General features: G+C 46.8%; 25 protein-coding genes. 22 read left to right on the top strand and 3 right to left on the bottom strand.

Annotation, left to right across the window (positions count from 1 at the left end; genetic code table 11):
- Nucleotides 1-99: 99 nt before the first annotated feature.
- The 21 genes from P3C17_RS20330 to P3C17_RS20230 all read left to right on the top strand — a co-directional run bounded on the left by P3C17_RS20330 (nucleotide 100) and on the right by P3C17_RS20230 (nucleotide 19734).
- Nucleotides 100-684, top strand: a complete 585-nt coding sequence (locus P3C17_RS20330; RefSeq protein WP_300931124.1) for a hypothetical protein — start codon at nucleotides 100-102, stop codon at nucleotides 682-684.
- Entirely contained in the window at nucleotides 647-2500 is a 1854-nt protein-coding gene (locus P3C17_RS20325) for a terminase gpA endonuclease subunit (protein WP_300931157.1), read from the top strand. The genes P3C17_RS20330 and P3C17_RS20325 overlap by 38 nt, the downstream gene beginning before the upstream one ends.
- Nucleotides 2500-2712 carry a gpW family head-tail joining protein gene (gene gpW / locus P3C17_RS20320; protein ID WP_300931123.1) on the top strand — a complete coding sequence of 71 codons (213 nt, stop codon included), beginning with the start codon at nucleotides 2500-2502 and terminating at the stop codon, nucleotides 2710-2712. The genes P3C17_RS20325 and gpW overlap by 1 nt, the downstream gene beginning before the upstream one ends.
- Complete coding sequence (locus tag P3C17_RS20315; protein WP_300931122.1) at nucleotides 2712-4271, top strand: phage portal protein; 1560 nt, start codon at nucleotides 2712-2714, stop codon at nucleotides 4269-4271. The genes gpW and P3C17_RS20315 overlap by 1 nt, the downstream gene beginning before the upstream one ends.
- Nucleotides 4264-5571: a S49 family peptidase gene (locus P3C17_RS20310; protein WP_300931121.1), complete on the top strand. Its 1308-nt coding sequence runs from the start codon at nucleotides 4264-4266 to the stop codon at nucleotides 5569-5571. Before P3C17_RS20315 ends, P3C17_RS20310 begins: the two co-directional genes overlap by 8 nt.
- Nucleotides 5571-5918: a head decoration protein gene (locus P3C17_RS20305; protein WP_300931120.1), complete on the top strand. Its 348-nt coding sequence runs from the start codon at nucleotides 5571-5573 to the stop codon at nucleotides 5916-5918. The genes P3C17_RS20310 and P3C17_RS20305 overlap by 1 nt, the downstream gene beginning before the upstream one ends.
- Nucleotides 5918-6970, top strand: coding sequence for a major capsid protein (locus tag P3C17_RS20300; RefSeq protein WP_300931119.1), 1053 nt, complete (start codon nucleotides 5918-5920; stop codon nucleotides 6968-6970). The genes P3C17_RS20305 and P3C17_RS20300 overlap by 1 nt, the downstream gene beginning before the upstream one ends.
- 65 nt (nucleotides 6971-7035) lie before the next feature.
- Nucleotides 7036-7623, top strand: a complete 588-nt coding sequence (locus P3C17_RS20295) for a hypothetical protein (RefSeq protein WP_300931118.1) — start codon at nucleotides 7036-7038, stop codon at nucleotides 7621-7623.
- On the top strand, nucleotides 7623-7913 hold the full coding sequence (locus P3C17_RS20290) for a hypothetical protein (protein ID WP_300931117.1): 291 nt from the start codon (nucleotides 7623-7625) through the stop codon (nucleotides 7911-7913). The genes P3C17_RS20295 and P3C17_RS20290 overlap by 1 nt, the downstream gene beginning before the upstream one ends.
- Entirely contained in the window at nucleotides 7910-8548 is a 639-nt protein-coding gene (locus tag P3C17_RS20285; RefSeq protein WP_300931116.1) for a phage tail protein, read from the top strand. Before P3C17_RS20290 ends, P3C17_RS20285 begins: the two co-directional genes overlap by 4 nt.
- A 434-nt stretch (nucleotides 8549-8982) precedes the next feature.
- Nucleotides 8983-9375: a hypothetical protein gene (locus P3C17_RS20280; protein WP_300931115.1), complete on the top strand. Its 393-nt coding sequence runs from the start codon at nucleotides 8983-8985 to the stop codon at nucleotides 9373-9375.
- Between the two features lie 2 nt (nucleotides 9376-9377).
- A complete protein-coding gene (locus tag P3C17_RS20275) occupies nucleotides 9378-9800 on the top strand; it encodes a phage tail tube protein (RefSeq protein ID WP_300931114.1) in 423 nt (140 codons plus the stop codon).
- Nucleotides 9791-10159 carry a hypothetical protein gene (locus P3C17_RS20270; protein ID WP_300931113.1) on the top strand — a complete coding sequence of 123 codons (369 nt, stop codon included), beginning with the start codon at nucleotides 9791-9793 and terminating at the stop codon, nucleotides 10157-10159. The genes P3C17_RS20275 and P3C17_RS20270 overlap by 10 nt, the downstream gene beginning before the upstream one ends.
- A gap of 20 nt (nucleotides 10160-10179) precedes the next feature.
- Nucleotides 10180-10467, top strand: a complete 288-nt coding sequence (locus P3C17_RS20265; protein WP_300931112.1) for a phage tail assembly protein T — start codon at nucleotides 10180-10182, stop codon at nucleotides 10465-10467.
- On the top strand, nucleotides 10448-12778 hold the full coding sequence (locus P3C17_RS20260) for a hypothetical protein (RefSeq protein ID WP_300931111.1): 2331 nt from the start codon (nucleotides 10448-10450) through the stop codon (nucleotides 12776-12778). Before P3C17_RS20265 ends, P3C17_RS20260 begins: the two co-directional genes overlap by 20 nt.
- Nucleotides 12778-13245 carry a hypothetical protein gene (locus P3C17_RS20255; protein ID WP_300931110.1) on the top strand — a complete coding sequence of 156 codons (468 nt, stop codon included), beginning with the start codon at nucleotides 12778-12780 and terminating at the stop codon, nucleotides 13243-13245. Before P3C17_RS20260 ends, P3C17_RS20255 begins: the two co-directional genes overlap by 1 nt.
- On the top strand, nucleotides 13242-13724 hold the full coding sequence (locus tag P3C17_RS20250) for a DUF1833 family protein (protein WP_300931109.1): 483 nt from the start codon (nucleotides 13242-13244) through the stop codon (nucleotides 13722-13724). Before P3C17_RS20255 ends, P3C17_RS20250 begins: the two co-directional genes overlap by 4 nt.
- Complete coding sequence (locus P3C17_RS20245) at nucleotides 13721-14101, top strand: nitrite transporter (RefSeq protein ID WP_300931108.1); 381 nt, start codon at nucleotides 13721-13723, stop codon at nucleotides 14099-14101. The genes P3C17_RS20250 and P3C17_RS20245 overlap by 4 nt, the downstream gene beginning before the upstream one ends.
- Nucleotides 14098-17112: a host specificity factor TipJ family phage tail protein gene (locus tag P3C17_RS20240; RefSeq protein ID WP_300931107.1), complete on the top strand. Its 3015-nt coding sequence runs from the start codon at nucleotides 14098-14100 to the stop codon at nucleotides 17110-17112. Before P3C17_RS20245 ends, P3C17_RS20240 begins: the two co-directional genes overlap by 4 nt.
- A gap of 64 nt (nucleotides 17113-17176) precedes the next feature.
- Nucleotides 17177-19468 carry a hypothetical protein gene (locus P3C17_RS20235; protein WP_300931106.1) on the top strand — a complete coding sequence of 764 codons (2292 nt, stop codon included), beginning with the start codon at nucleotides 17177-17179 and terminating at the stop codon, nucleotides 19466-19468.
- 8 nt (nucleotides 19469-19476) lie between these two features.
- A complete protein-coding gene (locus P3C17_RS20230) occupies nucleotides 19477-19734 on the top strand; it encodes a hypothetical protein (RefSeq protein WP_300931105.1) in 258 nt (85 codons plus the stop codon).
- A 118-nt stretch (nucleotides 19735-19852) separates the two neighbouring features.
- On the opposite strand, the gene P3C17_RS20225 is transcribed toward P3C17_RS20230, so the two are convergent.
- Both P3C17_RS20225 and P3C17_RS20220 read right to left on the bottom strand, forming a co-directional pair.
- Nucleotides 19853-20587 carry a hypothetical protein gene (locus tag P3C17_RS20225; RefSeq protein WP_300931104.1) on the bottom strand — a complete coding sequence of 245 codons (735 nt, stop codon included), beginning with the start codon at nucleotides 20585-20587 and terminating at the stop codon, nucleotides 19853-19855.
- Nucleotides 20588-20665: 78 nt separating this feature from the next.
- A complete protein-coding gene (locus P3C17_RS20220; RefSeq protein WP_300931103.1) occupies nucleotides 20666-21349 on the bottom strand; it encodes an SOS response-associated peptidase family protein in 684 nt (227 codons plus the stop codon).
- Between the two features lie 490 nt (nucleotides 21350-21839).
- Here P3C17_RS20220 and P3C17_RS20215 point away from each other — a divergent pair, with 490 nt between their 5' ends.
- On the top strand, nucleotides 21840-22325 hold the full coding sequence (locus tag P3C17_RS20215) for a hypothetical protein (protein ID WP_300931102.1): 486 nt from the start codon (nucleotides 21840-21842) through the stop codon (nucleotides 22323-22325).
- A 441-nt stretch (nucleotides 22326-22766) separates the two neighbouring features.
- On the opposite strand, the gene P3C17_RS20210 is transcribed toward P3C17_RS20215, so the two are convergent.
- A complete protein-coding gene (locus P3C17_RS20210; RefSeq protein ID WP_300931101.1) occupies nucleotides 22767-23246 on the bottom strand; it encodes a hypothetical protein in 480 nt (159 codons plus the stop codon).
- Between the last annotated feature and the right edge of the window lie 214 nt (nucleotides 23247-23460).

Below are 23460 nucleotides of genomic sequence, written 5' to 3'. Positions count from 1 at the left end.
AAGCGCGCAGGCTTTCGTACATCGATCAATTTTTAGTTTTTAGGCCTTTTCGTTTTCGTGTTTCTGGAGGTGTGAAAAGCGTCAGCTCTGGGAGGCTAAGTGGCAACACAAAGTGAAGTAGCCGACTACCTTGGGGTGACAACTCGCACTATCCAGAACTGGGCCAGAACGCCTGGTTTCCCTGACTCTAAGGGGCGAGGCGGGTACGACATTAAAGAGGTCGTTCTGTGGCGGATCCGTCACTTAGAAAACCAAGTTAAGAATCAGTCAGACGCTCCAGCTAAAGGCGAAATAGACCCCCTTGAAATGATGCGTTTGGAGATCGAAGAGAAGCGCTTAAAGAACTCAGATCGACAGCTGATCATTAAAGAACGTCAGTTCAAGTTGGCGGTACATCTTCGCCAGTTTGCACCGATCCAATTACTGGCTGATGTGCTGACCAGAACAGCAATAGCACTAACGTCTAACCTCGATTCTCTTTTGCCGCGCATCAAAAGGGCATGGCCAGATATGCCAATTGAAGCTGTCGAGGCCATTAAACTCATAATTGCGCAGTGTAAAAATGAAGCAGCTGATATCCAAATTAACCACGAAGAGTTGGACTTCAGCGATTACATCGGCGATACGCCAGGGGCTGAGTCCCTTGATGACCAAAGTGCCGATGACAGCGGTCGAATGGGCTGATAAATATTTCTATCTGCCTGAGGGCAGTTCTCAAATTAGTGGTAAGTGGATCACTCAGCCGCTTCAGGTAGTGATGCTCAATTGCATGGGCAACGATGCTGTAAAAGAAATCTATGTTCAGAAGCCGACGCGGATCGGCTACACCAAAATGCTGTGCTGCGCTCTGATGTATCTGTCTGAGCATAAGCGCCGATCTAGTGTAGTTTACGAACCAAACGACAGATTAGCCAAGCAGTTCACGCTGGATGAATTCGACCCGGTGATCAGGGTAGTGCCTGTTATGCAGGAGGCCTTGCCTTACTGGCAGCAGACCAATGAATACAACAACGTAAAAAAGAAAGTTGGCGCTGGTTTTAGTATCGATATTCTTGGTGCAGATACACCGAACAACTTCCGCATGATGACCAAACAGGTGATCTGTGGTGATGAAATTGACGCCTGGAAGATTAACAGCGGCGAAGGTGACAACACTCGGGTTATGCGGGAGCGTATCCGTGGCGCAGCGTTTGGTAAAGCAATCTTTGGTTCTACGGCAACGACTGTTGGCCAGTCTACATTAGAACGCTTGATGGGGGATGCAGACGTTGTTCTGCAGATGCACCTGCCTTGTCCGCATTGTGGCGAGTATCAAATACTGGAATGGGGTGGTAAAGATACGCCATTTGGTATGAAGTGGGACCGCACACTACCTAAAGAACAAGCTGCGGCCACAGCCTACTACCAGTGCCGCCATTGTGAAGACCAGATCTACTATTCATCACTGACTAAGATGCAGGAGCTGGGCAAGTGGATTTGTTCAAACACCGGAACATGGACAAAGAACGGCATAGATTTCTACAACGCTGAAGGGCGCCGCACTAAAGCACCGCAGCGTGTTGGCTTTATGATATCCGCACTGTACTCACTCAATCTTACCGAAGGTTGGATAGAGTTGGTTCGAGAGTGGTTAGACATCAGTGGTGATGTCGACAAGCTGCAGGCGTTTTGGAACTTAACGCTAGGGTTGCTCTGGCAACCGCAGCATACAAAGCGCATTAATCACCAGCATTTGATGGGGCGAAGAGAATCTTACTCTGCTCAGGTACCGGATGAAGTTGTAATTCTCACTGGTGGAATAGATACCCAAGACAACAGGCTTGAGGCTTATGTCTGGGGGTTCTCCTGGGATATGCAGAAGTACCTGATTGCCCGTCAAATAGTGATGGGTGATCCACGTGATGATGCCTCTAAAATAAAGATGGAAGAAATCTGCAGGCGTGTTTATCGCAAAGCGAACGGTGAAGAGCTTAGCGTTAAAAAATGGTGCTGGGATATCGGTGGGCACAGGACTGAGGTTGTTTACGAAATGTCGAAACGCATCGGCATTCTGCATGTGATACCTGTTCGCGGGGCTAACGAATACGGCCAGCCGATTCAGCGAATGCCAATCAAGATCACAAAGCCAGCCGGTGTATTCCTTACCGCGGTAGGCACTGACACTGCAAAAGACCAGATTTACAGCGACATATCCCTGCCAGTTGGCGAGGCCAGATCGTTACATCTTCCCTTGGATGATGGCATCTGTCCTGAGGATGTCTGCATACAGTTGGTCTCAGAAGTCAGAAAAGCACAGAAAACCCGTAAAGGGATCGTATTTGCATACGACAACGAAGGTCGACGCAACGAAGCTCTGGACTGCCTAGTATATGCGTTGGCAGCACTTTATATATTGATTGAGCGGTTTGGCCTCAACCTCGAAGCGCTACGACAAGACAAAGTTCAAACAGAATCAACATCAAATAGTTTTGCCGAGCTCGGCAGACGAATGGGGAAATAATGGCTTCATCAACAGTAGAGCAGCTGGCCGAGGCCGAAGCCGCATTGCATCAACTGCGGATAGGTCAGCACATTGTAAGCATCAGTAAAGGCGGGCGCACGGTTCAGTTTCAGCAAACAAACAAGCAGGAACTGGTTGATTACATCGACGAACTGAAAGTGAAGCTGGGTTTAAAACCCCGCCGCCGGTCTGCTGCAAGGGTAAGCTTCTAATGGGCAGAATCATTGATGTAAATGGCAATCCTTTAGCAAGAAAAGCGTCTTCTTATACTCATGCAGGTGCCGGTTTTGGTGGCCAGTTGGCACATTGGAACCCAAGTTTAAAAAGTGCTGATGCAGCTCTCTTGCCACAGCTAGATGTGGCAAACGCCAGAAGTGATGACGTTCGCCGTAACAATGCGATGGCCAGAGGCGGTGTCCAGCTACATATCGATAACATGGTGGGTAACTTATTCCGGCCAAGTTATAAGCTGAACTGGCGTGTATTGGGTATGGAAGAAACATCAGCAAGAGCCTTTATCCGTGAAGCTGAACAGGCCTTTATTGAATATGGCGAGGATCCGGGCTGTTACATCGATGCTGAACGCAAGCGCACATTTACAATGCTCTGCCGTTCTATAACTGGATCTCATGTTAACTATGGTGAAGGTATGGCTTGCTTTGAATGGGCGCCTGATCGGCCATCATTGTTTAACATGTGTGTGAAGCTTGTTAGTCCTAAGCGGGTAAGTAACCCGCGTAGTCAGCACAACACAAATACTCTGCGCTCTGGGGTTGCAATTGACCGTCATGGGGCCGCTCAAGGCTATTGGGTTGAAGAGTCTGACTACTCAGAATATGGCATGCAGCCAGCTAATAAATGGTCATTTGTTCAACGCGAAACAGCCTGGGGCCGGACTCAGTTTGCTCACGTGTTTGAACCCTCTGAACCAGGTCAAAGCCGTGGCGAAAACCTGTTTCTAACGGTGATGTCACAGCTACACAGCTTGGATAAGTTGCAACAAACCAAGCTGCAGAACGCTATCGTCAATGCCATGTATGCAGCAACCATAGAATCAGAGCTGGACTCAGAGCAAGCGTTCCAGTTGATCTCTGGTGGCAAGGACTCAGTTAAAAACCTGCAAAACTGGATGATGCAGTTAGCCGACTATCACGACTCAGCCAACATCAGAATGAACGGGGTGAAAATTCCCCACCTGATGCCAGGCGAAAGCCTGAACCTGACGCACCCATCAAACTCAGACAACGGGTTTTCAGACTTAGAAACCAGCATTTTGCGTTACATTGCAGCTGGTCTTGGCCTGAGTTATGAGCAACTTGCCAGAGATTTCAGCAAAGTGAACTACAGCTCAGCCCGTGCCAGTATCAACGAGTCGCACCGCTACTTTATGGGTAAGCGCAAAGTTATCCCATCGCGTTTTGCCAGCATAGTTTTTGCCAATTGGTTAGAGGAGGCCTTACATCGCAAGATATTGGTGCCGCCAAAGTCCCGGTTTAACTTCTATGAGCGACGTGCAGCCTGGACAAATGTCGCATGGATAGGCCAAGGCAAGCTGGCCATTGATGGCCTTAAAGAAGTGAAGGAAGCGATACTGCGTATTGAGGGCCGTTTGTCGACCTACGAAGACGAACTTGCGTTAATGGGTAAAGACTATCAGGAAGTGTTTGAACAGCAGTACCGCGAACTGCAGGAAATCCAGCGGCTTGGGTTACCGACCCCAAGCTGGGCGCAAATGGGCGCATTAACCCAGGACACCTCTACCAATGAATAAGTTAAACATCCTATCAAGGGCCTGTAATCAGGCCCTTTTTATTGAGCCCAATTACGCTGCCACATTTTTCAGCGTGCTCTGTTTAAAAGCCGGTGTTGGGCAGCTCGTTACCTCTACAGGTGAAGTGATGGATGCCGATGGGATGCAGCAGCTGATCAGCAGCTGGGATAGCAAACCAAGAGAACGGCCATATCGGGTTTATGAAGGTGTAGCAGTACTGCCAGTTAGTGGCACCTTATTGCACAAATACGGCTATGTGCAGCCATATTCAGGCGCTACAGGCTACGACGGTTTGATCACGCGCCTGTCAGCTGCAATTAATGACCCAAGTATCGAAGGGATCTTGCTGGATTTCGACAGCCCAGGTGGTGAAGTGGCCGGCTGTTTTGACACAGCCAACCTGATCCGTGAGTTCAGCAAGGTAAAACCGATCGTTGGCCTGTGCTACGACACCATGTGCAGCGCTGCTATGGCTCTGGGCTCAGCCTGTACCGAACGCTGGATAACCCAAACAGGTCGAATTGGCTCTGTTGGTGTGCTGGTTGCGCACTACAGCTACGAAAAAATGCTGGAACAAGAGGGGATGGAAATCACCTTAATTCACAGCGGTGCACACAAAGTCGACGGCAACCCCTACGAAAAGCTACCTAAAGACGTCCGGAGCAAAATTCAGTCAGAGATCGACACGACACGTGATCAATTCGCCCAGTTGGTCTCTGAGGGTATTGGCATGCCGAAAAATGACGTTATGGGCACTGAAGCTGCTGTGTATACAGGCCAGTCAGGCGTAGCCATAGGCTTTGCCAATAGAGTTGTAAACGGGCATGAAGCAGTACCGCTCATGCTGGAATTTGTAAAAACCAAAAAAAGAGGTGGGTCAAACATGACTACTGCAACCGCGGCAGATGCCGCAAGCTCGGTCGCCGCGGTGGCCGGTTCAGAAGCTCCTGCAACACCTGCAGTAAACGCTACTGATCTGCAAGCACAAGAGCGGGATCGCATTAGCGCGATTCTGCAAAGTTCTGAAGCTGAAGGTCGTGCCAGCGCTGCGCAGCACCTGGCTTTAAAAACGTCTATGTCGGCTACTGAAGCAATTACATTGCTGGCTGTCACGCCAAAAGAACCAGCCAAAGCTGAAGAACCGGATACCTCTGTTGCTATGGCAACAGCTCTGGATCAAGCCATGGCTAAAACCCCGCAACCCAATTTACAGGTAGCAGATGGCGACCAACTTTCTGCTGAAGATCAGAATGTTGCCCGCTTAATTGCTGCAGGTAACTATTTAAAAGGTAAAGCGTAATGAATGAATCCATTTCATTTACTCAGTGGAAGACCGGACATCGTCTGATCACCACTAACACAGTCACTCTGGCTTCAGGCCAGGGTGTGCTGCCAGAAAAAACGCCATTAGGCCAAAACTCTACTACTGGTGCTTACCATAAGTGGGCACCAGCGGCTAACGATGGTACGCAAAAAGCTGTAGCTGTCTTGATGGCTGAAGTCGATGCAACTACATCGGTCCAAGCCAATGTATGGGATGGCGGTTCATTCAACCCTGAAATGGTTGCATGGCCTGTCGGTGCAACTGCTGCGCAAAAAGCTACAGCATTTGTGGGTACTCCAATTCAGTTAAAAGGAGCTGAGTAATGCCAGCAGCAATTTTCACCCCAAAAGAGTTGATTGCAGCGCGTAAAAATAAGCAGCGCGTTAGCTCACTGTTTCGTGCCATGTTTTTCAAAACGGTAGTGCCATTCCAAACCAAAGAAATCTACCTCGACAAAGTGAACCAGAACATACCGATTGCGGCATTTGTGTCACCTATTGTTGAAGGTAAGGTGATGCGCCTTAACGGCTACAAAACCCAGAAAATCACACCAGCCTTGCTAAAGCCAAAGCATGAAGTCGACGTAGAGAACACTCAACTGCGTTTGGCCGGTGAGTCTTTGGACACTCCGTTAACCCCAGAGCAGCGCCGTGATGCAATCATCATGCAAAATTTTGATGATGAAGAAGTGGCGATCAACCAGGCGCTGGAATTTATGGCGGTCGAATGCGTCATGAACGGTGCTTACACTATCAAAGATGATACCGGTGCAGAGCTGCTGCAAGTTGACTTTGAACGCAGCGCCAACAATAAGAAAGTGTTGTTGGGTGCTGAAAAATGGTCAGCGATTCTCTTAGCTGGTGGAGCCGCAGCAGAAGCTTACGACCCGTTCAAAGACATTGAAGATTTAGCTGATGAAATGACCAATGGTTGTGATGTTGCAATTCTGGATGGCACAGCCTGGTCACTGTTCCGTCAGTTCAAAACTGTCAAAGAAAAATTGGAAACACGTCGCGGTTCTACTTCAACTTTGGAAACGGCACTGAAGGACCTTGGAAAAGATGTTTCTTACAAAGGCAACATCGGTGATACCTCAATTGTCGTTTACCGTGGTCACTACAAAAACAAGGCTGGTGAAAAGGTTCGCTACATGCCTGATGGCTCTATTCTGCTGGCGCACTCAGCCGCTGAAGGCGCTGAGTGTTATGGTCAGATCCCGGATGCAAAATTATTGGCAGAAGGCTTAGCCAACCAGCGCATGGCATATAAGCACTGGATCACTGATGGTGACCCGTCTGTTGAATGGCAGCAAACGCTCACAGCTCCGGCTATGGCGTTAATGGATGCAGATGAATTTGCCGTACTGATTGTTTAATTCACTTGCCGTTCTGATTGTTTAACCCGTCACTGGCTGGCTTCGGTCGGCCCTTGGAAAATCTTATGAAAATTAGCAAAACAACTCCGTTAGAGGAATTGCTCCCTTACTTCGCGGAGCTAGCATTGTCTCGTGGTTTAGATGAACAGCCCCCAACAGACAGGCAGGAACTTGTTGCAAGGATCAAAGAGCTTGAAGCCTTGCCTGTAAAAAATGCTGAAGGTGATGATTCAGAGTCTGGTACCGAAGGTGCTGCCGCTGGTGATGGCTCAGAGTCTGATACCGCAGGTGCTGCCGATGGTGAAGGTTCAGCGTCTGGTACCAAAGGTGCTGACGATGGTGATAGCTCAGAGTCTGATACCGCAGGTGCTGCCGATGGTGAAGGTTCAGAGTCTGGTACCGAAGGTGCTGCCGATGGTGATGATTCAGAGTCTGGTACCGAAGGTGCTGCCGCTGGTGAAGGTTCAGCGTCTGGTGCCGCAGGTGCTGCAGCTGATAGCGATGTGAAGCTAGTGAATATAAAGCCACTGTGCTCAATTCGCTGCAGCCATGGCACGGAGCGTTACAACATCGATGGCAACAGCAAATCAGTAGCGGTGCCAGAGTCGCTGGCCAATGACCTGGTAGCTGGCAAATACGCTGTGTTGCTGTGATGAACATAGACGAATTGTTAAGCAAAGCCGAGCAGCTGGATAACCAGCTGTTTGGCGAGCTTATCTCTTGTGCTCAGCCTTCGCTTAGCTTCACAGGCAAGGTGGAAGACGTCCCGTTAGAGTTTCAGCAAGCCATGAGTGCGCAGATGCGAATAGAGGTAAGCCGTTCGCAATTGCCGCAGAAGCTTGATCGCCGAGCTCAGTTAACACGGCAAAAGACAGGTGATGTTCTGACGGTAGTGAGCTGTATTCCAGCAGATAGCGATTGGATTATACTGGTGGCAGTATGACAAAAGCTTGGACGCCACTGATTGAAGTTGAAACCAATGAAGCGATAAAGAAGGCACAGCGGATCCTGTCAGAATTAAATAACAAACAACTGATTTATGCTCAGCGCCGGATTTTAAAGCGGCTGGCTCTAAAGGCTTCCACTGCCACAGCAAGAGAAACAGCAAAAGAAGAAAAAATGCCGGTAAAGCTGATGCGGGAACGGCTGAAATTAAGTCACCTAAACGTAGGGGACAACTCTGCAGCTCAGGTTCGTGTGTTTAGAACCAATGTACCAGCGTCAAGGTTGGGTGTGGCCAGAACGCAATTGGCAAAAAGAGGAAAGGCTACGACATCAGAAGTAACCAGATCGGCAAATGGACAGTATGCAAAGCGCGAAATCTCCGGACAAACGTCTATCCGGGTTGGTCGCCGTGTTTTCCATAACGTCTTTATGCAACAACTTAGATCTGGCAAGTGGCAAATACTGCGGCGGTTATCTGACAAGCGATACCCCATAGAAGTGGTTACAGTGCCAATTAATAACACCATAACCAATCAGGCAACAAAGCAGTTTCAAAGAGCTGTGGGTACTGAGTTGCCAGAGCAAATGCTACGTGAACTTGCATATAGGATAAGCAAGGTAACTAATAGGTAGTTTGTTTTGATTTAAGAGAAAAAATCGGCTAAAAATGAAACAGCAAATTGGTTTTTATGTCATGTTCTCTTAATTGAAACGACTGTAAGTATAAGGAATTGAAATGGACCTCACTGAAAAATCCCGGATAATTTCGTTTTTCTTTACCCTGTTCTTAGGGCCTTTGGGCTTGTTATACGCATCTCCAATAGCGTCGCTGCTACTTATTCTCGTTGCTGTATTAACTTTCAGCACAGTTGTTGGGCCGATTTTGTGTTGGATTATGGCTATATGTATCGGCGATCATATGGTTTACAAACACAACAAAAGTATAGAAGTTTTAAAGACGATGATGGCAAAGAGTTGATGTCGTAATAGGTATAGTCAATGTTCAAAAATAACCCGCTTCGGCGGGTTTTTTTATGGCGGAAATTAACGGATAAGAAAGGTGAATAATGGCTGATTACAACCACAGAAAAGCCTTCAGAAAAGCCTTAAAAACACTTCTACAGCCTCATTATTTGAAAGTGATCGACTTTAAAGAATCGAAAATCGACACAGTACAAGGCGAGGTTTTAGCTGTCTTTTACATAGACACGGGCCAGTTTGAACAGGGGCACAACCTGACTGACGATCAGTTCATGGTAGTAGTCGAGCTCTGGACTGATTCCCGCGAAAACCCAGCTGATGATCTTGATGATGCGGCAGCAAAGCTTTTAGAGCTTACTGAACTCCATCAAGGGCTTGCAGGTTGCACTTGGTTACCCGTTGATTACGAATACATTTATGACCCGGATAGTTTTATCGGTGTCTATGAACAACGTTTTATTGTCCAAAAGGAGCTATAGCCATGTCGCTAGGCAAATTTACGAAATACCGACTGAAAGTAGGGGAAACCTTTGTAGAAGTTGCAGATGTAATTGCAATGACGCCTATTATGCCAACGCGTGAGACAGAAGACGTTACTCCGTTTGGCGGTGAGGAAGACAACGATTGGCGGGAGCACGAGGGTGGTTTGCGTGAGCCAGGTGAACAAGAGCTTACAATTCGCTACCTGGATGCAGCTAACCCCGGATTAGACGCTTTAATTTCAGCATTTAACACAAACACCAAAGTTGAACAGCAGCTGTGTTATCCGCTGACGGCCAAACCCGGTCATCAGTACAAAGCTGTTGTGGTCAGCGTTAGTACTGAAATACCGATCGAGAAAAAGCTTCAGCGCAAAATTAAGCTGAAACTCTCCGGTAAAATTGAGGATATCACATGGGTTTAGCTCAGTACTTGAATAACAAAGAGGTACCAGTTGGACCAAAGACTGTACTGGTTTTTGAAATGGCAGCCTCAGACCGTGTTGCGGTGGTCGACACAGTGACTCAGTTCTTTGATTTACCCAAAGAAGATTTCACACGCGGCCACGAGCTTACTATTACCGCGTTGGTCATCCAGCGCAGTGTTCGCAATGAAGATGGTGAGCTTACCTTCACCGAAGAACAGGTGCGGGATATTCCAAAGTTATTCAGCAGAAAAGCTATGCAGCAGATTTTTGATGTTGCATGTGAATTATCTGAACTGGAGTTCTTGCTGGGAAAGCCTCAAGCCGGCTCCACCTCAGAAACCAGCCAGACCGAGTAAACGCATATAGATTAGCGGCTTTGCTCGGTGAAAGGGACGTAGATCACATGCTGTCACAACTGTCTGCAAGCCAGTTCAGCGAATGGCAGCAGTACTTTGAGATTGAAACACCCATTACAGCTCAGATCTTTGACCGACACATGAGCCAGTTAATTAGTATGTATTACAACAACAATAGGTCCTCCAACGCACAGAGTTTGAGCCCGGCTGACTTCAGGTTGTTTGACAGACACAAAGTCATAGAGCAGACCCCTGAAGAAATGTACCAAATGATGAAAGGTATCCAGAGTGTCCAACAAAATAGCTGACTTAGTATTCATGCTGAAAGCCAATGCAGACCAATATAGTGCTGCATTTGGGGAAGCCTCTGAAAGCACCAAAAAGTTTGCAAAAGAAGTTGAAGACAGCTCTTTGAAGTCGTCATTAAGTTTGAAAAACATGGCTTCGTTTGCTGGTGGCGCCGGACTGGCTTTGGTCGGTATGGCAACCGGGCTTTCAACGGCCATCATGGATGCAAACCGTGAAATAGCCCAGATGAACAACTTGTCTGCATCGCTTGGCATAAACAGTGAGCGTTTTCAAAAGCTCACTTATGCTGCCGAGCAGATGGGTGTTCCTATGGAAGAATTCGGCGATATGCTGAAGGATGTTTCTGAGCGTATTACAGAGCTGGCAGAGATTGGCACCGGCGAAGCGGTGGACATGTTCGAAAAAATGAACATTGATGTGCGTGAATTTAGAGGATTGGCGCCAGACGAAATGTTCATTAAGATGACCGAAGCGCTGGGCACACTCGAAAGTAAGCAAGAGCGCAACTTGTTCCTCCTGCAGATCGCTGGTGATACTGGCCAGCGTTTATCCAAAATTACAGACGACAATGGCCGGAGTTTTATTGACCTGGCGAACAGCATGGAAACTACGTCTGGCGTCCTTTCTGAATCAATGATTAAAGAGTCAGAAGAACTTAACAAAAAGCTCAAAGAAACCAGCCAAATTGTAGATACATCTCTGAGAAATGCTCTTATTTCAGCAACACCTTTAGTAAAAGGTATGGCCGATCTTTATGCTGATTGGGCGCAAGATGTCGCGTTGATGTTTGACAAAATGCGCGAAAACCCTCTGACAGACAGCGGATTGGCCAACGCCATCCTCAACGATCAGGATGCCGTCAAAGAATTAAAAGCCGAACTGAAAGACCTGCAAAACGGCAAAAAATACGGCTTTGACTGGAGTCGGTTTACTACAAATCAGCAAGCCATTGAAGAAGTAAAAGCTGAAATTGACGAAGTAGGTAATAGATTAGAGGCCAATACTAAACGTTACCGTGAAATGCGGGGTTTCGAAGCGCCAGCGGCTTCAGGTTCAGAGGTGAAGGCTCAGGGCGGTGAAAGCTCTGCTGGTACCGGCTTTATTAACACAACAACGGCCAAGTCTGAGCTTGAAGCCAGAAAGCAACAGTCACAGTCCCTGCTTGATCAAATGGATCTGCAGTATGCCAGTGAGCGTGAAAAGCTTGAAACGGCCAGTAAGCAACGCCTTGAAAAGATCCAGCAACTGTATGTCGACGAGCAGGGCCTTGCACGACTTGGCTATAAGACTTTGGAGGAAATGCGAAAAGCATATTCTGAAAAAGAATTGGCTGACCTCGACAAGCAAAAAGCTGAGCTGGCAGAGCGGCAAACTAAGGCGGTTTCTGACGGCTTAGATCGGATGTTCGACATCGAACAGGCCTACGCAGACAAAGCAAAACAAGATTTTGAGCAGGTTAAATGGATAGGACTGGACTATGAGACTGAAGAAGCTCAGATCCAAAGTTACTACGACCGACAGGCTGAAATTGTCCGTAAATACTATGAGCAAGTCGGCGGCATTACTGAGTATGGTGAAAATCTTTTACTCGACATAAAAAAACGCGCGGAAGACGAAAAACAAATGTATCAGCTGCAGAACGCACAGCTGATAACCAGTAATTCGGCCTCAATGTTTGGCAATCTGGCAACGATTGCTGAGAATTTTAAAGGTAAACAGAGCGGCATTTACAAAGCTTTGTTTGCTGCAAGCCGAGCCTTTGCCATTGCGGATATCGTTATTTCTACCGCTCAGGGTGCAATGCGTGCTTATCGTGACAACCCGTTCCCGCTCAACTTAGTTGCATCAGGCGCAGTAATAGCAGCTGGTGCTGTGCAGCTTGCTACTGTCAGAGAATCACAGGTACCTGGTTATCAGGCTGGTGGCTACACAGGCAACAAGGGTGTGAACGAAGTTGCTGGTGTTGTGCATGGTAAGGAGTTTGTATTTGATGCCGCAGCGACAGCCAGAATTGGTGTTACCAAGCTAGATAGGATCCGGCGTGGCATAGATGAAGACACCGATAGTTACGATTTGAACGCTAATGTAGCAACACAGTTAAACTCAGGCTCAAGGAATAGTGTTTCTATATCGATGCCAATGACAATCAACGGCAACCCGGACGATAAAACCCTGCAGCTGATTAAAAAGGCGGCCAATGACGGTGCGGCTATGGCTTACCAGAAAATATCCGGCGATTTAGCCACTGGCCGCGGTGATGTGAGTAAGGCGGTGCAGGGTGGTTGGTCGGTTAGCAGAAGGAAGAAATAATGGCCGATTTGCCGGAATACCCACACGACTTGCTTCCGTACCCTCTGCGCGACGGCTATGGATTAACACCAGTAAGCCCTTTGATGCGTACCACTATGGAAAGTGGCCGTGCAAAGCAGCGCCGCCGCTATAAAAACACACCTACGCAAGTCGATGTAAGCTGGCAGTTCACCCAACCCGGACAGGCTCAGCTGTTTGAGGCCTGGTATTCAGGTGTTTTGCAGGATGGCGCCAGTTACTTTTACATGAAGCTGAAAACCCCTTTGGGTATTCAGCACTACAAATGCCGCTTTGTTGATATTTACGATGGCCCTTTGCTGGTATCTAACTTTTGGCGCTTTACCGCCACTTTAGAGCTATGGGAGCGGCCGATGGTGGATCCGGCATGGGCCATCTATTACCCAGCTGCAATACGCTACAACAACGTGATCGACTTGGCATTAAACAGGGAGTGGCCTGAGGCATGACGGTATTAGACACTCTGTATGTAAGTGGTGGCCCAGAGGTGATTTTTACCACGTTGGAGTTCAACGACGGGGTAAAAAACTTCTTTCTGGTTGAAGGCTACGACGAACTGACCGCAGCACTGGAAGATGGCAGCATAAAAACCTTTGAAGCCTACCCAATGCAAGTCGCTCAGCCAGCACGTAATGCTGATGGCACTCAGGATTTGCAAATAGCACTGTGTAACATCACGGGCCTTGTAAGCACCCATTTGCGCGAAATGATCGCAGGCAATCGCACAGGCCTTGTGACTATACGTGTGTATACAGAACACGATTTAAGCGCACCAGCTGAGCGACCTTTTACCCTGACAGTAAAGGGTGGCAACTGGACGCCAATGCAGGCAGACATAGTCGCCGGCTACATGAATATTTTAGATACAGCCTGGCCACGCAAGCTGTACACCCCCAACGAATACCCGGGCTTACGGTATATATCATGACGGTGAATGTTGAAAGCTACCTCGGCGCAAAATGGGTTGAGGGTGGCCGCGTTTGGCCTGAAATTGACTGTTACGGCATTGTGCTTACAGTGCGTGAAGACCTGCAGTTGCCGCCTTGGCCAATTTTTGACGGTGTGACTAAAAAAAACGGCATGCACGAAGCCGCCAGTAGCCACCTTGCCAATTTACCTCAATGTGAACCCTATGAAGGTGCTGTGGCCTGCTGCTACAAAGCCAGTTTGATGGTGCATGTAGGTATTGTGGTGAATACGCCAACAGGGCTTGCAGTACTCGAGTGCAACCCTGGCACGAACGTGAGTTGTGTACCGCTGGGCCGCTTTAAGCGTAAGTTTTTACGGGTGGAGTTTTACCCATGATTAAAGTGTATCCATCACGCCATCCAATTAACGTATACCCAGGCACTGGCCAGCCGCTGGAATCCCACTCGGTGCACTTTAGTATTACGCTGGCAGATTGGCTGCAGCGCAATGTGAAAAACTTCGATTTGGCCAAGCCGAAGCACCCGATCAGCATTGACGTAAATGGCATAACTGTGGAACCAGCCGACTGGGCTCAATACAGCGTAACACCTGCCGATGATGTGCGGATTTATCCGGTACCACGGGGCATTGAAACAGCTGCTTTAATGTGGATATCCATTGCAGTACTGGCTGTTGCCGTTGTCTATACGCTTTCGGCTATGCCCGACGCCTTGGGTGGCCAAGAGGCTGGTAATCAGCTGAATACCAGCACGGCAAAGGCTAACAGTGTGCGGTTGTACGAGCCTATTCGTGAAGTTTTAGGGCGGGACAAGGTGTTTCCGGACTATTTAGTTCAGCCTGTTACCCGTTTTTATGGGCCGCGCGATGTACGAACGCAAATGTTTTTAAGTGTCGGTATTGGCCAATTCAGCCTACCCGCAGGCGGTAAAAAAATTGGCTCTACGCCGTTCTCCGCATTTGGTGATGATGTGCAGCATACCGTTTATCCACCTGGTGCAGATGTATCAGCAGATGAACGGTCAGAAAACTGGTATTTGTCTCCAGAGGTAGGATCCAGCAAATCAGCAACTGCTGGCCTTGATTTAGGATCACCTGTTGAATTTTCGGCATCTTCTGCAAGTGGCCTGGCGCTGGCCGACAGAACCATATCGCTGGTAGGGAATAACGCCAGCATAAATACCAACTGGATTGTGGGTACTGTGATTAAGCTGGTTACTCCAAACAACTACATAGTTGATGCACTGGACGGCTACAGCACCATTTCAGGCCCGTTAGATGATGTAGAGCCTTTTGTGGGCATGCTGGTAGCACTGGCAACACCAACAGAAGATCTTGAACTGGTGGTGGCTACATACGCGCCTTACATTCCGCCAGTACCGGGCGTGGGCGGTTCGCCTTCGTCAGTACTGGCCAGTGCGCCACCCACAACGTACGATTTTGAAACCAGCTCAGCCAGTTGGTCGATCACATTCAATGGTATGACGCGCTCTCTGGCGCTGATCGACAACTACATTAGCATGAGCGGCTTAACCTCTGAACTTACGTCTCAGCTGGCTGGAATGGGGTTAGTAGCACAAAGCAGCGCGGGTAACCTGCAGATCATCGAGCCGTCCAGCCCATATCAGGGCGGGGTTATCAGCCAAAGCGGTGCGCCATCTGCCATTTTTGGCACACCAACTTATTCTGCAGGCACAGCGTCAACAGGCGGTACGCCGGAGCAGTTGGCGAAAATAACACTGGAGTACGACAACGGCACCGCATTTAGCGGCTTGCCAGTTGGCCAGCTGCGCCTGGCGCTGGGTTACCGTGGCGATCAGTTTGTTATTACCGACATCGACGATTTAACCATTAGCCTGAACCGGCTTACTGCCAGCGGCACTGTCGACAGTGGTTGGTCTGGCTTTGCTAACCGCACCTTGCTCGATTTTTCGCTGAATGCCAAAGCCTCTTTGTCCGACAACTGGATAGGCCCATTTGTGGTGTGCCCGGAAGGAGAAGTGATCGACCGAATGGAGTGGGATATGTTTTTCCCGCAGGGCATTATTCACGTCGATAAAAAGGGCCGCGACCGCGAATACCGAGCCATTGTGCGGGTGGAATGGGCTGATGTTGAAACCGGCGTGTGGACTGGCATGACCAAAGTCTACAAGGGCATGACCCGCGACGGTTTTGGAGTAACTGAGTATCAGGATTTTCCTACTCCTATCCGGCCTATGATGCGTATGCGCAGCATCGAGTACAACGACTGGTCAAACAGCACTGACAAAGTTCAGTGGTTTGGCTTGCGCGGCCGGTTACTCGACAGGCCCACTGCATACAACGACATCACCAGCATAGCGATCACAGTACGCACTGGCGACAGGTTGTCTGCTATGTCCGATCGTAAAGTGTCTTTGGAAGCCATCAAGCTTTATGAAGATGGCGAAAACCAGAGTATTTACGGTGCATGGCGCTACATTTGCGAAAGCGCAGGACTTACGCTGCCAGAACTGGACGCAGAGACAGTGCAATACCTACAGAGCCAACACTACACGCCCCGTGGTGAAACCTTCGATTACAGCTTTACTAAACAAGTCACGGTAAAAGAAGCGCTGCAAATGGTGTTGGGTGCCGGTATGTCGACACTGGTGCTGGATGATGGTTTGGTGTCGGCCGTGCGTGAAGGTGTGCAGGCGCCGCGTGGCATGCTTACACCGCATGATCAGGAGTCTGAACTTAAAATATCCTTCAGCGCCCCAGGGCCTGACGACTACAGCGGGGTAGACGTGAAGTACATCGACCCAGTGACGTTCAGCGAAGAGATCGTAGAGTGTCGGCTGCCGGGCTTAACAGCTCTGAAGGTAGAGACAGTCACGCTGGACGGCGTGAAATCACGTACCAGGGCATGGCGCATTGGCATGCGTAAGTTGATGAAGTACCGCCTGCAGCGTTTAACGGCAACGACAAAAACTGAAATGGATGCGTTGGCTTATCGCTACCTTGATTTACTGATCATGAGCAACGACATACCAGGCGATCAAAACATCAGCTGCCTGGTGGAAGCCATCGACATTAGCGGCGGCACCGCAATAGTGACAGTAAGCGAACCGCTGGACTGGTCATTTCCTGCACCGCGCTGCTATATCCGCAGGCAAGACGGAAGCTTAACCAGCTTGCTGATCCCGGCAGAAATTGACGAATACAGACTCAGCCTTCCTGCTGAATTCATCGACTGGAAAACCGACTGGAGCATAGAACCACCGCGGCTGCTGTTCTGCTCTTCAAGTAGCGTTGGGTATCCCATGCTGATCGAGTCGATTGACCCGGACGAAAACCGCCGCTGCAGCGTAAAGGGCCTGAACTACACGCCAGACTTATACCAGTTCGATAACAGTCTGCCTGATTAATACCTAACCAAATACCACTAAAAACCCGCTTCGGCGGGTTTTCGCATTTACATGGGAAGAAACTATGAAATTCAACACGCGCAACCCTGTTGGTACTGAAGGTTCAAGCGATCCGCGGGATATGTTTGATAATGCGGGGAATTTGGATTTAGCGCTACAGTCCGACGCGCCATCATGGAAGGATCGTTTCGGTGTAGATAGACCCACCTATAAAGAATATGAAAGACAAACTGAGGCGGTAATAGACCAAATCGTTAGTGATGGTGCAGCGGCAATTGATACGCTGATCATGGTGAGCGCCGGTGACTTTTTTACAGGCACAGTGGTAACAGCCAGAAACCAAACCGTGTTGTGGTCGACAGATCATGGTGGTAACGGCCACGAATTCCGCTGGGCGGGAGCATTAAACAAAACTGTACCTGCAGAATCTTCCCCATTAACAACTGGCGGCATTTATCCGGATGGCCAGTGGATAGATGTGGGTGTTACGCAGTTGCGGCGTGATCTGGCTCCGGTTGCAGGCATAAAGCATCTGCGGAAATTACCTAACATTCGTCAGACCACGTTGTCATTTCATGACGGTTTAGGTGTAGGTGATGGCGACTATATTTGGTTACCTGGTGCGGACCAATCTGAGCACCTGCAGCGCGGCCCAAATGGTGGAATATTGTGGGCAAGTGCAGCACTGGATTTATACGACGGCACGCGGGCAACACTACCGGCGCTGTTGAATTGGATTGGTACTGGGACTGGATGTTTTGAACTACTAGAGAGCGGAAACCCACACGTTACAATGTTTGGCGCGGTTCCTGACTATGAACCAAGCACAAAAACCGGCACAGATAACGCACTTGCATTCAATAAAATGATGCAGTCTTTTCCCGTTACTGAGGCAAAAGGGGATGGTAAATATCTGGTGCTCAGTGAAATAGCGCCAAACAGAAAGTTTTTATTTAATGCTGAAGGAGCAACGATATGCCAAAGGACGAACACAGAACCGCTATTTAATTTGAACGGTTGCTCAGGGAGTCAAATTCACTTCGGTGACTACACAAATGATGCAGATATTGAAGAATACGATATAGACAACGCCAGGCTGATCTTCGCTAGCCAGTATGTTGAAGATATCTCTATCTACAACGCTAAAATCGTAAAGACTTTCCAGCAAGGGATAAACTTAAATCACTCCAGTGCAAGGATAAATATTGTTTTATGCCACATTGAAGAAACTGCTCGGGATGGCGTTTTTTTGCTAAATAGCGTCGATGCAAAGGTTTCTCTTTGTACGTTAAAAAATACTGGTGACGACTCAATTGCCTTTGCTGGGCAATCTTTTAACGCTATCGCATCATCTAATACTATCACTGGTGCTGGCTCCTATAATTTAGGGGGCTCAGGTATACGGTTTAACCGATCCGGTGTTGCTGTAGGTAATACTATTACTGATAGCGATCTCTTTGGAATAATAGCAGCCGACAATTCAGTGGACGCGACAGCCAAACCAGAGAATTTAAAGTTAATTGGTAACACGATAAAAGGAATTAATAAAACGGGCACAGTAACAGCTGGTATCGGTTTTAAAAACGTCATCAGCGTTGAGTGTATAAGCAACGACATCGAAATGCCTGACAATGAGGCCCACGCATACCGACTTTATGGTGCTACAAAATCAGGCGAAATTTCTATCTCTGGAGGTAAAATTAAAAACGCAAAGTCAGTTATGTACGTAAGGGAAAGCGGTGCAGAGTCTATAGAGATTTCAGCAGTAAAAGCAAAGTTATGTTCAGACTTTTTCTTTTTAGAGGCTACGGGTCAAATAGATATTCTTGAGTTAACGGGTAATACTTCAGACGACACTGCAAATGCGGGTTACTTCAGAACGTTAAAAGTTAGCGGTCAACCAGCTGCAACCGTATTAAAACTGATTACAAAAAATAATAAACTAAAGAACCCGCATGCCGTTCCATTCCTTTTCGATAATGACACCATCATTAACCTTGTTGAGTCTACTAACGACCAATGGGCTACCAATGTTTACCAAGATTTTGCTAATGGTGCCTTTGTGTCTGAAATGTACATAGACGGAAGGATGGGCGACCGAATATCAGCTCAAGGACAAATCACATTTAACGCAACAAACAGCGATTTGATTTCTTTTGGCTCTCAGCCTTTATCCAGAGTGCCTTTGAAGTCAGAAATCACGCTAACTTTAGAAACATCTTTGGGTTCTGCTACCAGCCATAAGATTGATTTTGCGGATAGTTATAATTTCAGGATCTATTTGAATAGTGCGCCAGGCCAGCCTGTAACATTTAGCTGGAAGGTAAAAATGTACGATAAACGTAAAGTAAAATGAGGTGAGACATGGCTTTGTGTAAAACGGTTAACTTCAAGGGCATTGCTGTCAATGAAGCTTATATACGGGTCAGCCAGTATCAAGGTAATAAGCAACAATTAAACTTCACAGTGACATACCATAAGGATGCAGATACGGAAGCTTTTGACGTCAAAACCTTCGAAACTGAGTTTGATTTAAGTGGTGCTAATCCTTTAATCCAGGCATATGCGTTTTTGAAACTCCAACCTGATTTTGCTGGTGCGATAGATTTAGACCCAGACTAGCAAATCAAATCTTTATCAATTTCAAAAATCAAAGACATTTATTGTGCTAGCAGTTGTGGCAGTTGCATTTGAGAGCGAAAGTACATCTCTATTCTTCAATCTTTCGTACATGGTATTGTCATACCTGTGTTACTTTTATCGACATACCTTGGCGCCCCTCCACTAGCATGTCAATCAAATCTCTAAGGTCATGTCCAGGCTCACCATATGCAATACTTACTATAGTCAATAACCAGATTACAGTTTTTCGTTTACCTTTATCTGAAATCTTGTTCATGTTACTCATGTGATTGGTCATTGTGGTGTGGATTCCTTCGATATAATCAGTTTTTAACATACGAAGAGTCGGTCTGATTACATCAAGAACGTTTTGACCATATTCGATTGCTTGCTCTTTATTTGAGAGTTTCCCCTTGTGAATGACGCTATTACGTAACTGGACTTTTTTATCGCTTAACAACGGTGGATTTTTTCCTGTTTCTTGGAGATAGAGAAACATATAAGCGCCCAATTGCCTCTCAGACTGGTTCGATACACTCTTCCATAGCTCTTGTATTGTATTCCAGTCATGACCTTTGGAGGCGCATACAACTTTAATAAAAAATTCGTAAAACCGCTCAAGTGCTGAAGTAAATGAAGATATAGCCTCGCGGTAGTATCCATCTATAATGGCTTCAGCGCCAATATCAAAAAGAATTTCAAATCCATGTAGTTGTAAATGTGTAACTGATGTGTGCCCATTCGGGCATTTGAATTCGTAATGCCCATCGTCTGATATATCAACTACGGCAGAGTGTATTTCACTCGGTACGTTTTCTTTTTCACAGGTAGGGCAAGTTATTGACACTTTCACAATTTACTCTCCAGATTATGAAGTTAATAAGCATATCGTTGTTTTGCGTTGATTGTCGCTTACTTATCAGTAATGTTTTTAGTCTGATTTTATAAAAACTGGCTCGCTAATTTCGTCAAATATGCTCGGTTTATCTATTCGTATAGCGTTTAAATCTACCGGAAGGTTTGGTACTAGAAAATTTTCGAATTTATCAATGCAACGATCTATCGTTAACCACGAATCAAACACATTCGGTGACAGCATTAGTGGGCTAGCTTTGCTGTGGTAGGGTATTAGCTTTGGATGTGGAGGGAGCGTAATCACAGAACAGGAATAAGTCAGTTCGCCAGTCTCTTTGTTTAACCAGGTGCGATACAGTCCACCCAGTGCTAGGCCGCTTTTGCCAATAAAGTCGGTGTACTGGTTTTTCCCATTCACAACTTCGGTTTCACCAAATCCAGCTGCTGGGATTATGCAGCGTTGAGTCCTAAACGCAGCATAGCCAGCGCTGCCTTTCACGTTCAGTTTGTCATACCTGGTATTAAAGCTGGTGTACTGGCTAGGTTTGTATCCGTGTTCAGCTTGTTCCAACAGTAGCCACCAAATCGCATCCTGTAAGCGGCGCTGACCGTTCTGCTCAACCACAATGCTGATCTTGTTCGTTGCCCGGATAAACCGACTTGTACGAAGCGGCATTGCCTGATCTTGCAGGTTAATACCAAGCTGGCCACAGAGATCTATTACTTCAGGGCAATCAATAACGTTTAGTCTTCCGCACATTTGCGCACCTACGAAGCTTGTCAAAAACCTAACTTAAACCAATAATGACTGTATTTAAATACAGTGGTATGAATTTATGCCTTGGTACATTTCAGTCCAAACCCGCAAGCTGGTTCTGATCAAAGATAACAGGGAAATTCAGTGTGTGGTATTTCAGCGATCACGCTCCAACCCGCGCATGTGTTTTTTAAACTGGGCGGCAACAAGCCACGACCACCAAAGGCCTTTGCCGTTTACCTACTATGAGAAGGATATACCTAAGCGGATCGCCGAGGCGGGTTTGACGTACGAATGGAGCCCAGTGCAAAACCAATATGAGTATTACTGTGAAAAAGGTCCAGAATGATCGGCTGTAACTGTTCATTATGTGTGCTATAAAATGATTTTTCAGAACTTTAATATCATGACTTGTTCTCCTGTTAGGGTAAAACTGAAATTTCAAAAGCGCGTTCAGAGTAAATGAGTGTAGAAATTCAAATTAGGCACAGGTATGAATATGGAAGAACATAACATGGGAAATTTTGACCATCGCCAATTTCTTGAACTTCAGGATCGAATAATAGTTCATTTGGCAGGTTTGTATTATGAAATGGCAAATAGCGATCCTCTTGATGGCCGTTACCAAGATTATGAGGCATATGCAAATGAAACCAATGGAGGTTTCTATGAGCACAAGCTCGCTGCAAATATGGGTTTTGATGCTTCATCTGGATCCCCACCAAATTTTAAAGAGGCTTGTAGGTCCTTGATGGAAAATGGTTATGTTCGCAGAACAGTAAGAAATCCAGAATTTAAAGAGTTAGGAATTTGGCCAACAAAAAACGGTCTTGCAAGAGCTGCATATTTAAGTTTGCCATTTCATCGGAGACTGTTAATTCAAATTCGTAATAAACTCCCAGAAATACTTACTTCGATAATTACAACTGTTATCACATTAGTCATTACATGGTTTTTCGGCCTGTTCGACATGTCTTGAGGAAACATAGCAGGTACTTCATTTAATGTACTTGCAATGTAACTACTAAAAAACGGTGATCTTTGGCATCAGCCATTATCTAGTTGTAGATAACATTTCTAATGTAAAACGCTGCGGAGTTGTATGAGAAAACATTCTGGGACAAATTTGGGGCGGAACGGAGTCCGCTTTAGTCCTTTTCTGACCATAAGCATTGCTGCAGATCGCAGTCAGCAAAGGACTGTGGCGGACTGGTAGAACCATAAGAGAGGGTTCGAATCCCTCGTTATGAGGTGGATCTTTCTTTGGAAAAACGATCATGTAACTCATTGATCTGTAATGAGCGAATTGTATAGTTTTGAAGTGGTTAAAATCAGGTGATTTTCGATTTGTAACAATGATTTATCGTCAATAAGGCATCACCTTGACATGGTGAGGTTTAAAATTCTTACGTATATTTTTCTACTTTTTATGCTTTCTAAAAAATCGACGAATCTTCTCATGCCACAATTTTATTGTGGTTTTAATTTTCCCCTGCCCAGGCCAAGGAGCATAGTGAAGACCACCAAGCGCATCTTGAACGAAAAGCATATGCTCGAACCATTCTTTATGGTCCCTTACGCTCAATCCTTTAAATGAGTGTGGTACTACATGTGACTTAGCCTCACCAACATCTAACTTCTCTCCACCGTTAGCGTTAAATGGCACCCAGAATGATTGGCCGTCAGGTTTGGTAATTCGCACGAACGATAGAGATACCGGCCTCTTTCCGTGATTAGACACTGATATAACAGCATCAAAATTGCCTAAGTTTGAGTGATCTTCAAAAAGTGTGGCTCTTACTGAAACAACAGCTTTGTCTGCTCGGTAAGCTATAAAACTTAAATAAAAAGCCGCCAGAGATATAGCTAAAGACAAAAGCGAAATATTTTCAGAACTCATTTTAATCTCACACTTTAAGTTTTCTGCGGTAATAAGCTAATGATGTCAGATTATAGCTTCTGTGAATATGGTCTTAGTTTTGCTATCATGCCGCTTGCAGGATAAATTTTGTGTACCAAGCTGTGTACCAAATGGCTCTTAGTGGGGGTCATCTACTGGCACGTAAGGCGCATAAAATCTGCATTATACCATTCAACAACGTGGCCCTTGGTAT

This window comes from Rheinheimera sp. 1928-s, from assembly GCF_029269265.1.
GTDB lineage: Bacteria > Pseudomonadota > Gammaproteobacteria > Enterobacterales > Alteromonadaceae > Pararheinheimera.
Note: the sequence above shows the minus strand (reverse complement) of the source record. Positions and strands in the feature narration are given on the sequence as shown.

Excerpts from the sequence above, each read along its gene's own strand:
- P3C17_RS20240 (WP_300931107.1), top strand. The coding sequence starts at position 14,098 with ATGATTAAAGTGTATCCATCACGCCATCCAATTAACGTATACCCAGGC.
- P3C17_RS20220 (WP_300931103.1), bottom strand. The coding sequence starts at position 21,349 with ATGTGCGGAAGACTAAACGTTATTGATTGCCCTGAAGTAATAGATCTC.
- P3C17_RS20305 (WP_300931120.1), top strand. The coding sequence starts at position 5,571 with ATGAATGAATCCATTTCATTTACTCAGTGGAAGACCGGACATCGTCTG.
- P3C17_RS20325 (WP_300931157.1), top strand. The coding sequence starts at position 647 with ATGACCAAAGTGCCGATGACAGCGGTCGAATGGGCTGATAAATATTTC.
- P3C17_RS20235 (WP_300931106.1), top strand. The coding sequence starts at position 17,177 with ATGAAATTCAACACGCGCAACCCTGTTGGTACTGAAGGTTCAAGCGAT.
- gpW (WP_300931123.1), top strand. The coding sequence starts at position 2,500 with ATGGCTTCATCAACAGTAGAGCAGCTGGCCGAGGCCGAAGCCGCATTG.
- P3C17_RS20310 (WP_300931121.1), top strand. The coding sequence starts at position 4,264 with ATGAATAAGTTAAACATCCTATCAAGGGCCTGTAATCAGGCCCTTTTT.
- P3C17_RS20230 (WP_300931105.1), top strand. The coding sequence starts at position 19,477 with ATGGCTTTGTGTAAAACGGTTAACTTCAAGGGCATTGCTGTCAATGAA.
- P3C17_RS20295 (WP_300931118.1), top strand. The coding sequence starts at position 7,036 with ATGAAAATTAGCAAAACAACTCCGTTAGAGGAATTGCTCCCTTACTTC.
- P3C17_RS20290 (WP_300931117.1), top strand. The coding sequence starts at position 7,623 with ATGAACATAGACGAATTGTTAAGCAAAGCCGAGCAGCTGGATAACCAG.
- P3C17_RS20270 (WP_300931113.1), top strand. The coding sequence starts at position 9,791 with ATGGGTTTAGCTCAGTACTTGAATAACAAAGAGGTACCAGTTGGACCA.
- P3C17_RS20215 (WP_300931102.1), top strand. The coding sequence starts at position 21,840 with ATGAATATGGAAGAACATAACATGGGAAATTTTGACCATCGCCAATTT.
- P3C17_RS20250 (WP_300931109.1), top strand. The coding sequence starts at position 13,242 with ATGACGGTATTAGACACTCTGTATGTAAGTGGTGGCCCAGAGGTGATT.
- P3C17_RS20285 (WP_300931116.1), top strand. The coding sequence starts at position 7,910 with ATGACAAAAGCTTGGACGCCACTGATTGAAGTTGAAACCAATGAAGCG.
- P3C17_RS20210 (WP_300931101.1), bottom strand. The coding sequence starts at position 23,246 with ATGAGTTCTGAAAATATTTCGCTTTTGTCTTTAGCTATATCTCTGGCG.
- P3C17_RS20315 (WP_300931122.1), top strand. The coding sequence starts at position 2,712 with ATGGGCAGAATCATTGATGTAAATGGCAATCCTTTAGCAAGAAAAGCG.
- P3C17_RS20300 (WP_300931119.1), top strand. The coding sequence starts at position 5,918 with ATGCCAGCAGCAATTTTCACCCCAAAAGAGTTGATTGCAGCGCGTAAA.
- P3C17_RS20245 (WP_300931108.1), top strand. The coding sequence starts at position 13,721 with ATGACGGTGAATGTTGAAAGCTACCTCGGCGCAAAATGGGTTGAGGGT.
- P3C17_RS20280 (WP_300931115.1), top strand. The coding sequence starts at position 8,983 with ATGGCTGATTACAACCACAGAAAAGCCTTCAGAAAAGCCTTAAAAACA.
- P3C17_RS20255 (WP_300931110.1), top strand. The coding sequence starts at position 12,778 with ATGGCCGATTTGCCGGAATACCCACACGACTTGCTTCCGTACCCTCTG.
- P3C17_RS20275 (WP_300931114.1), top strand. The coding sequence starts at position 9,378 with ATGTCGCTAGGCAAATTTACGAAATACCGACTGAAAGTAGGGGAAACC.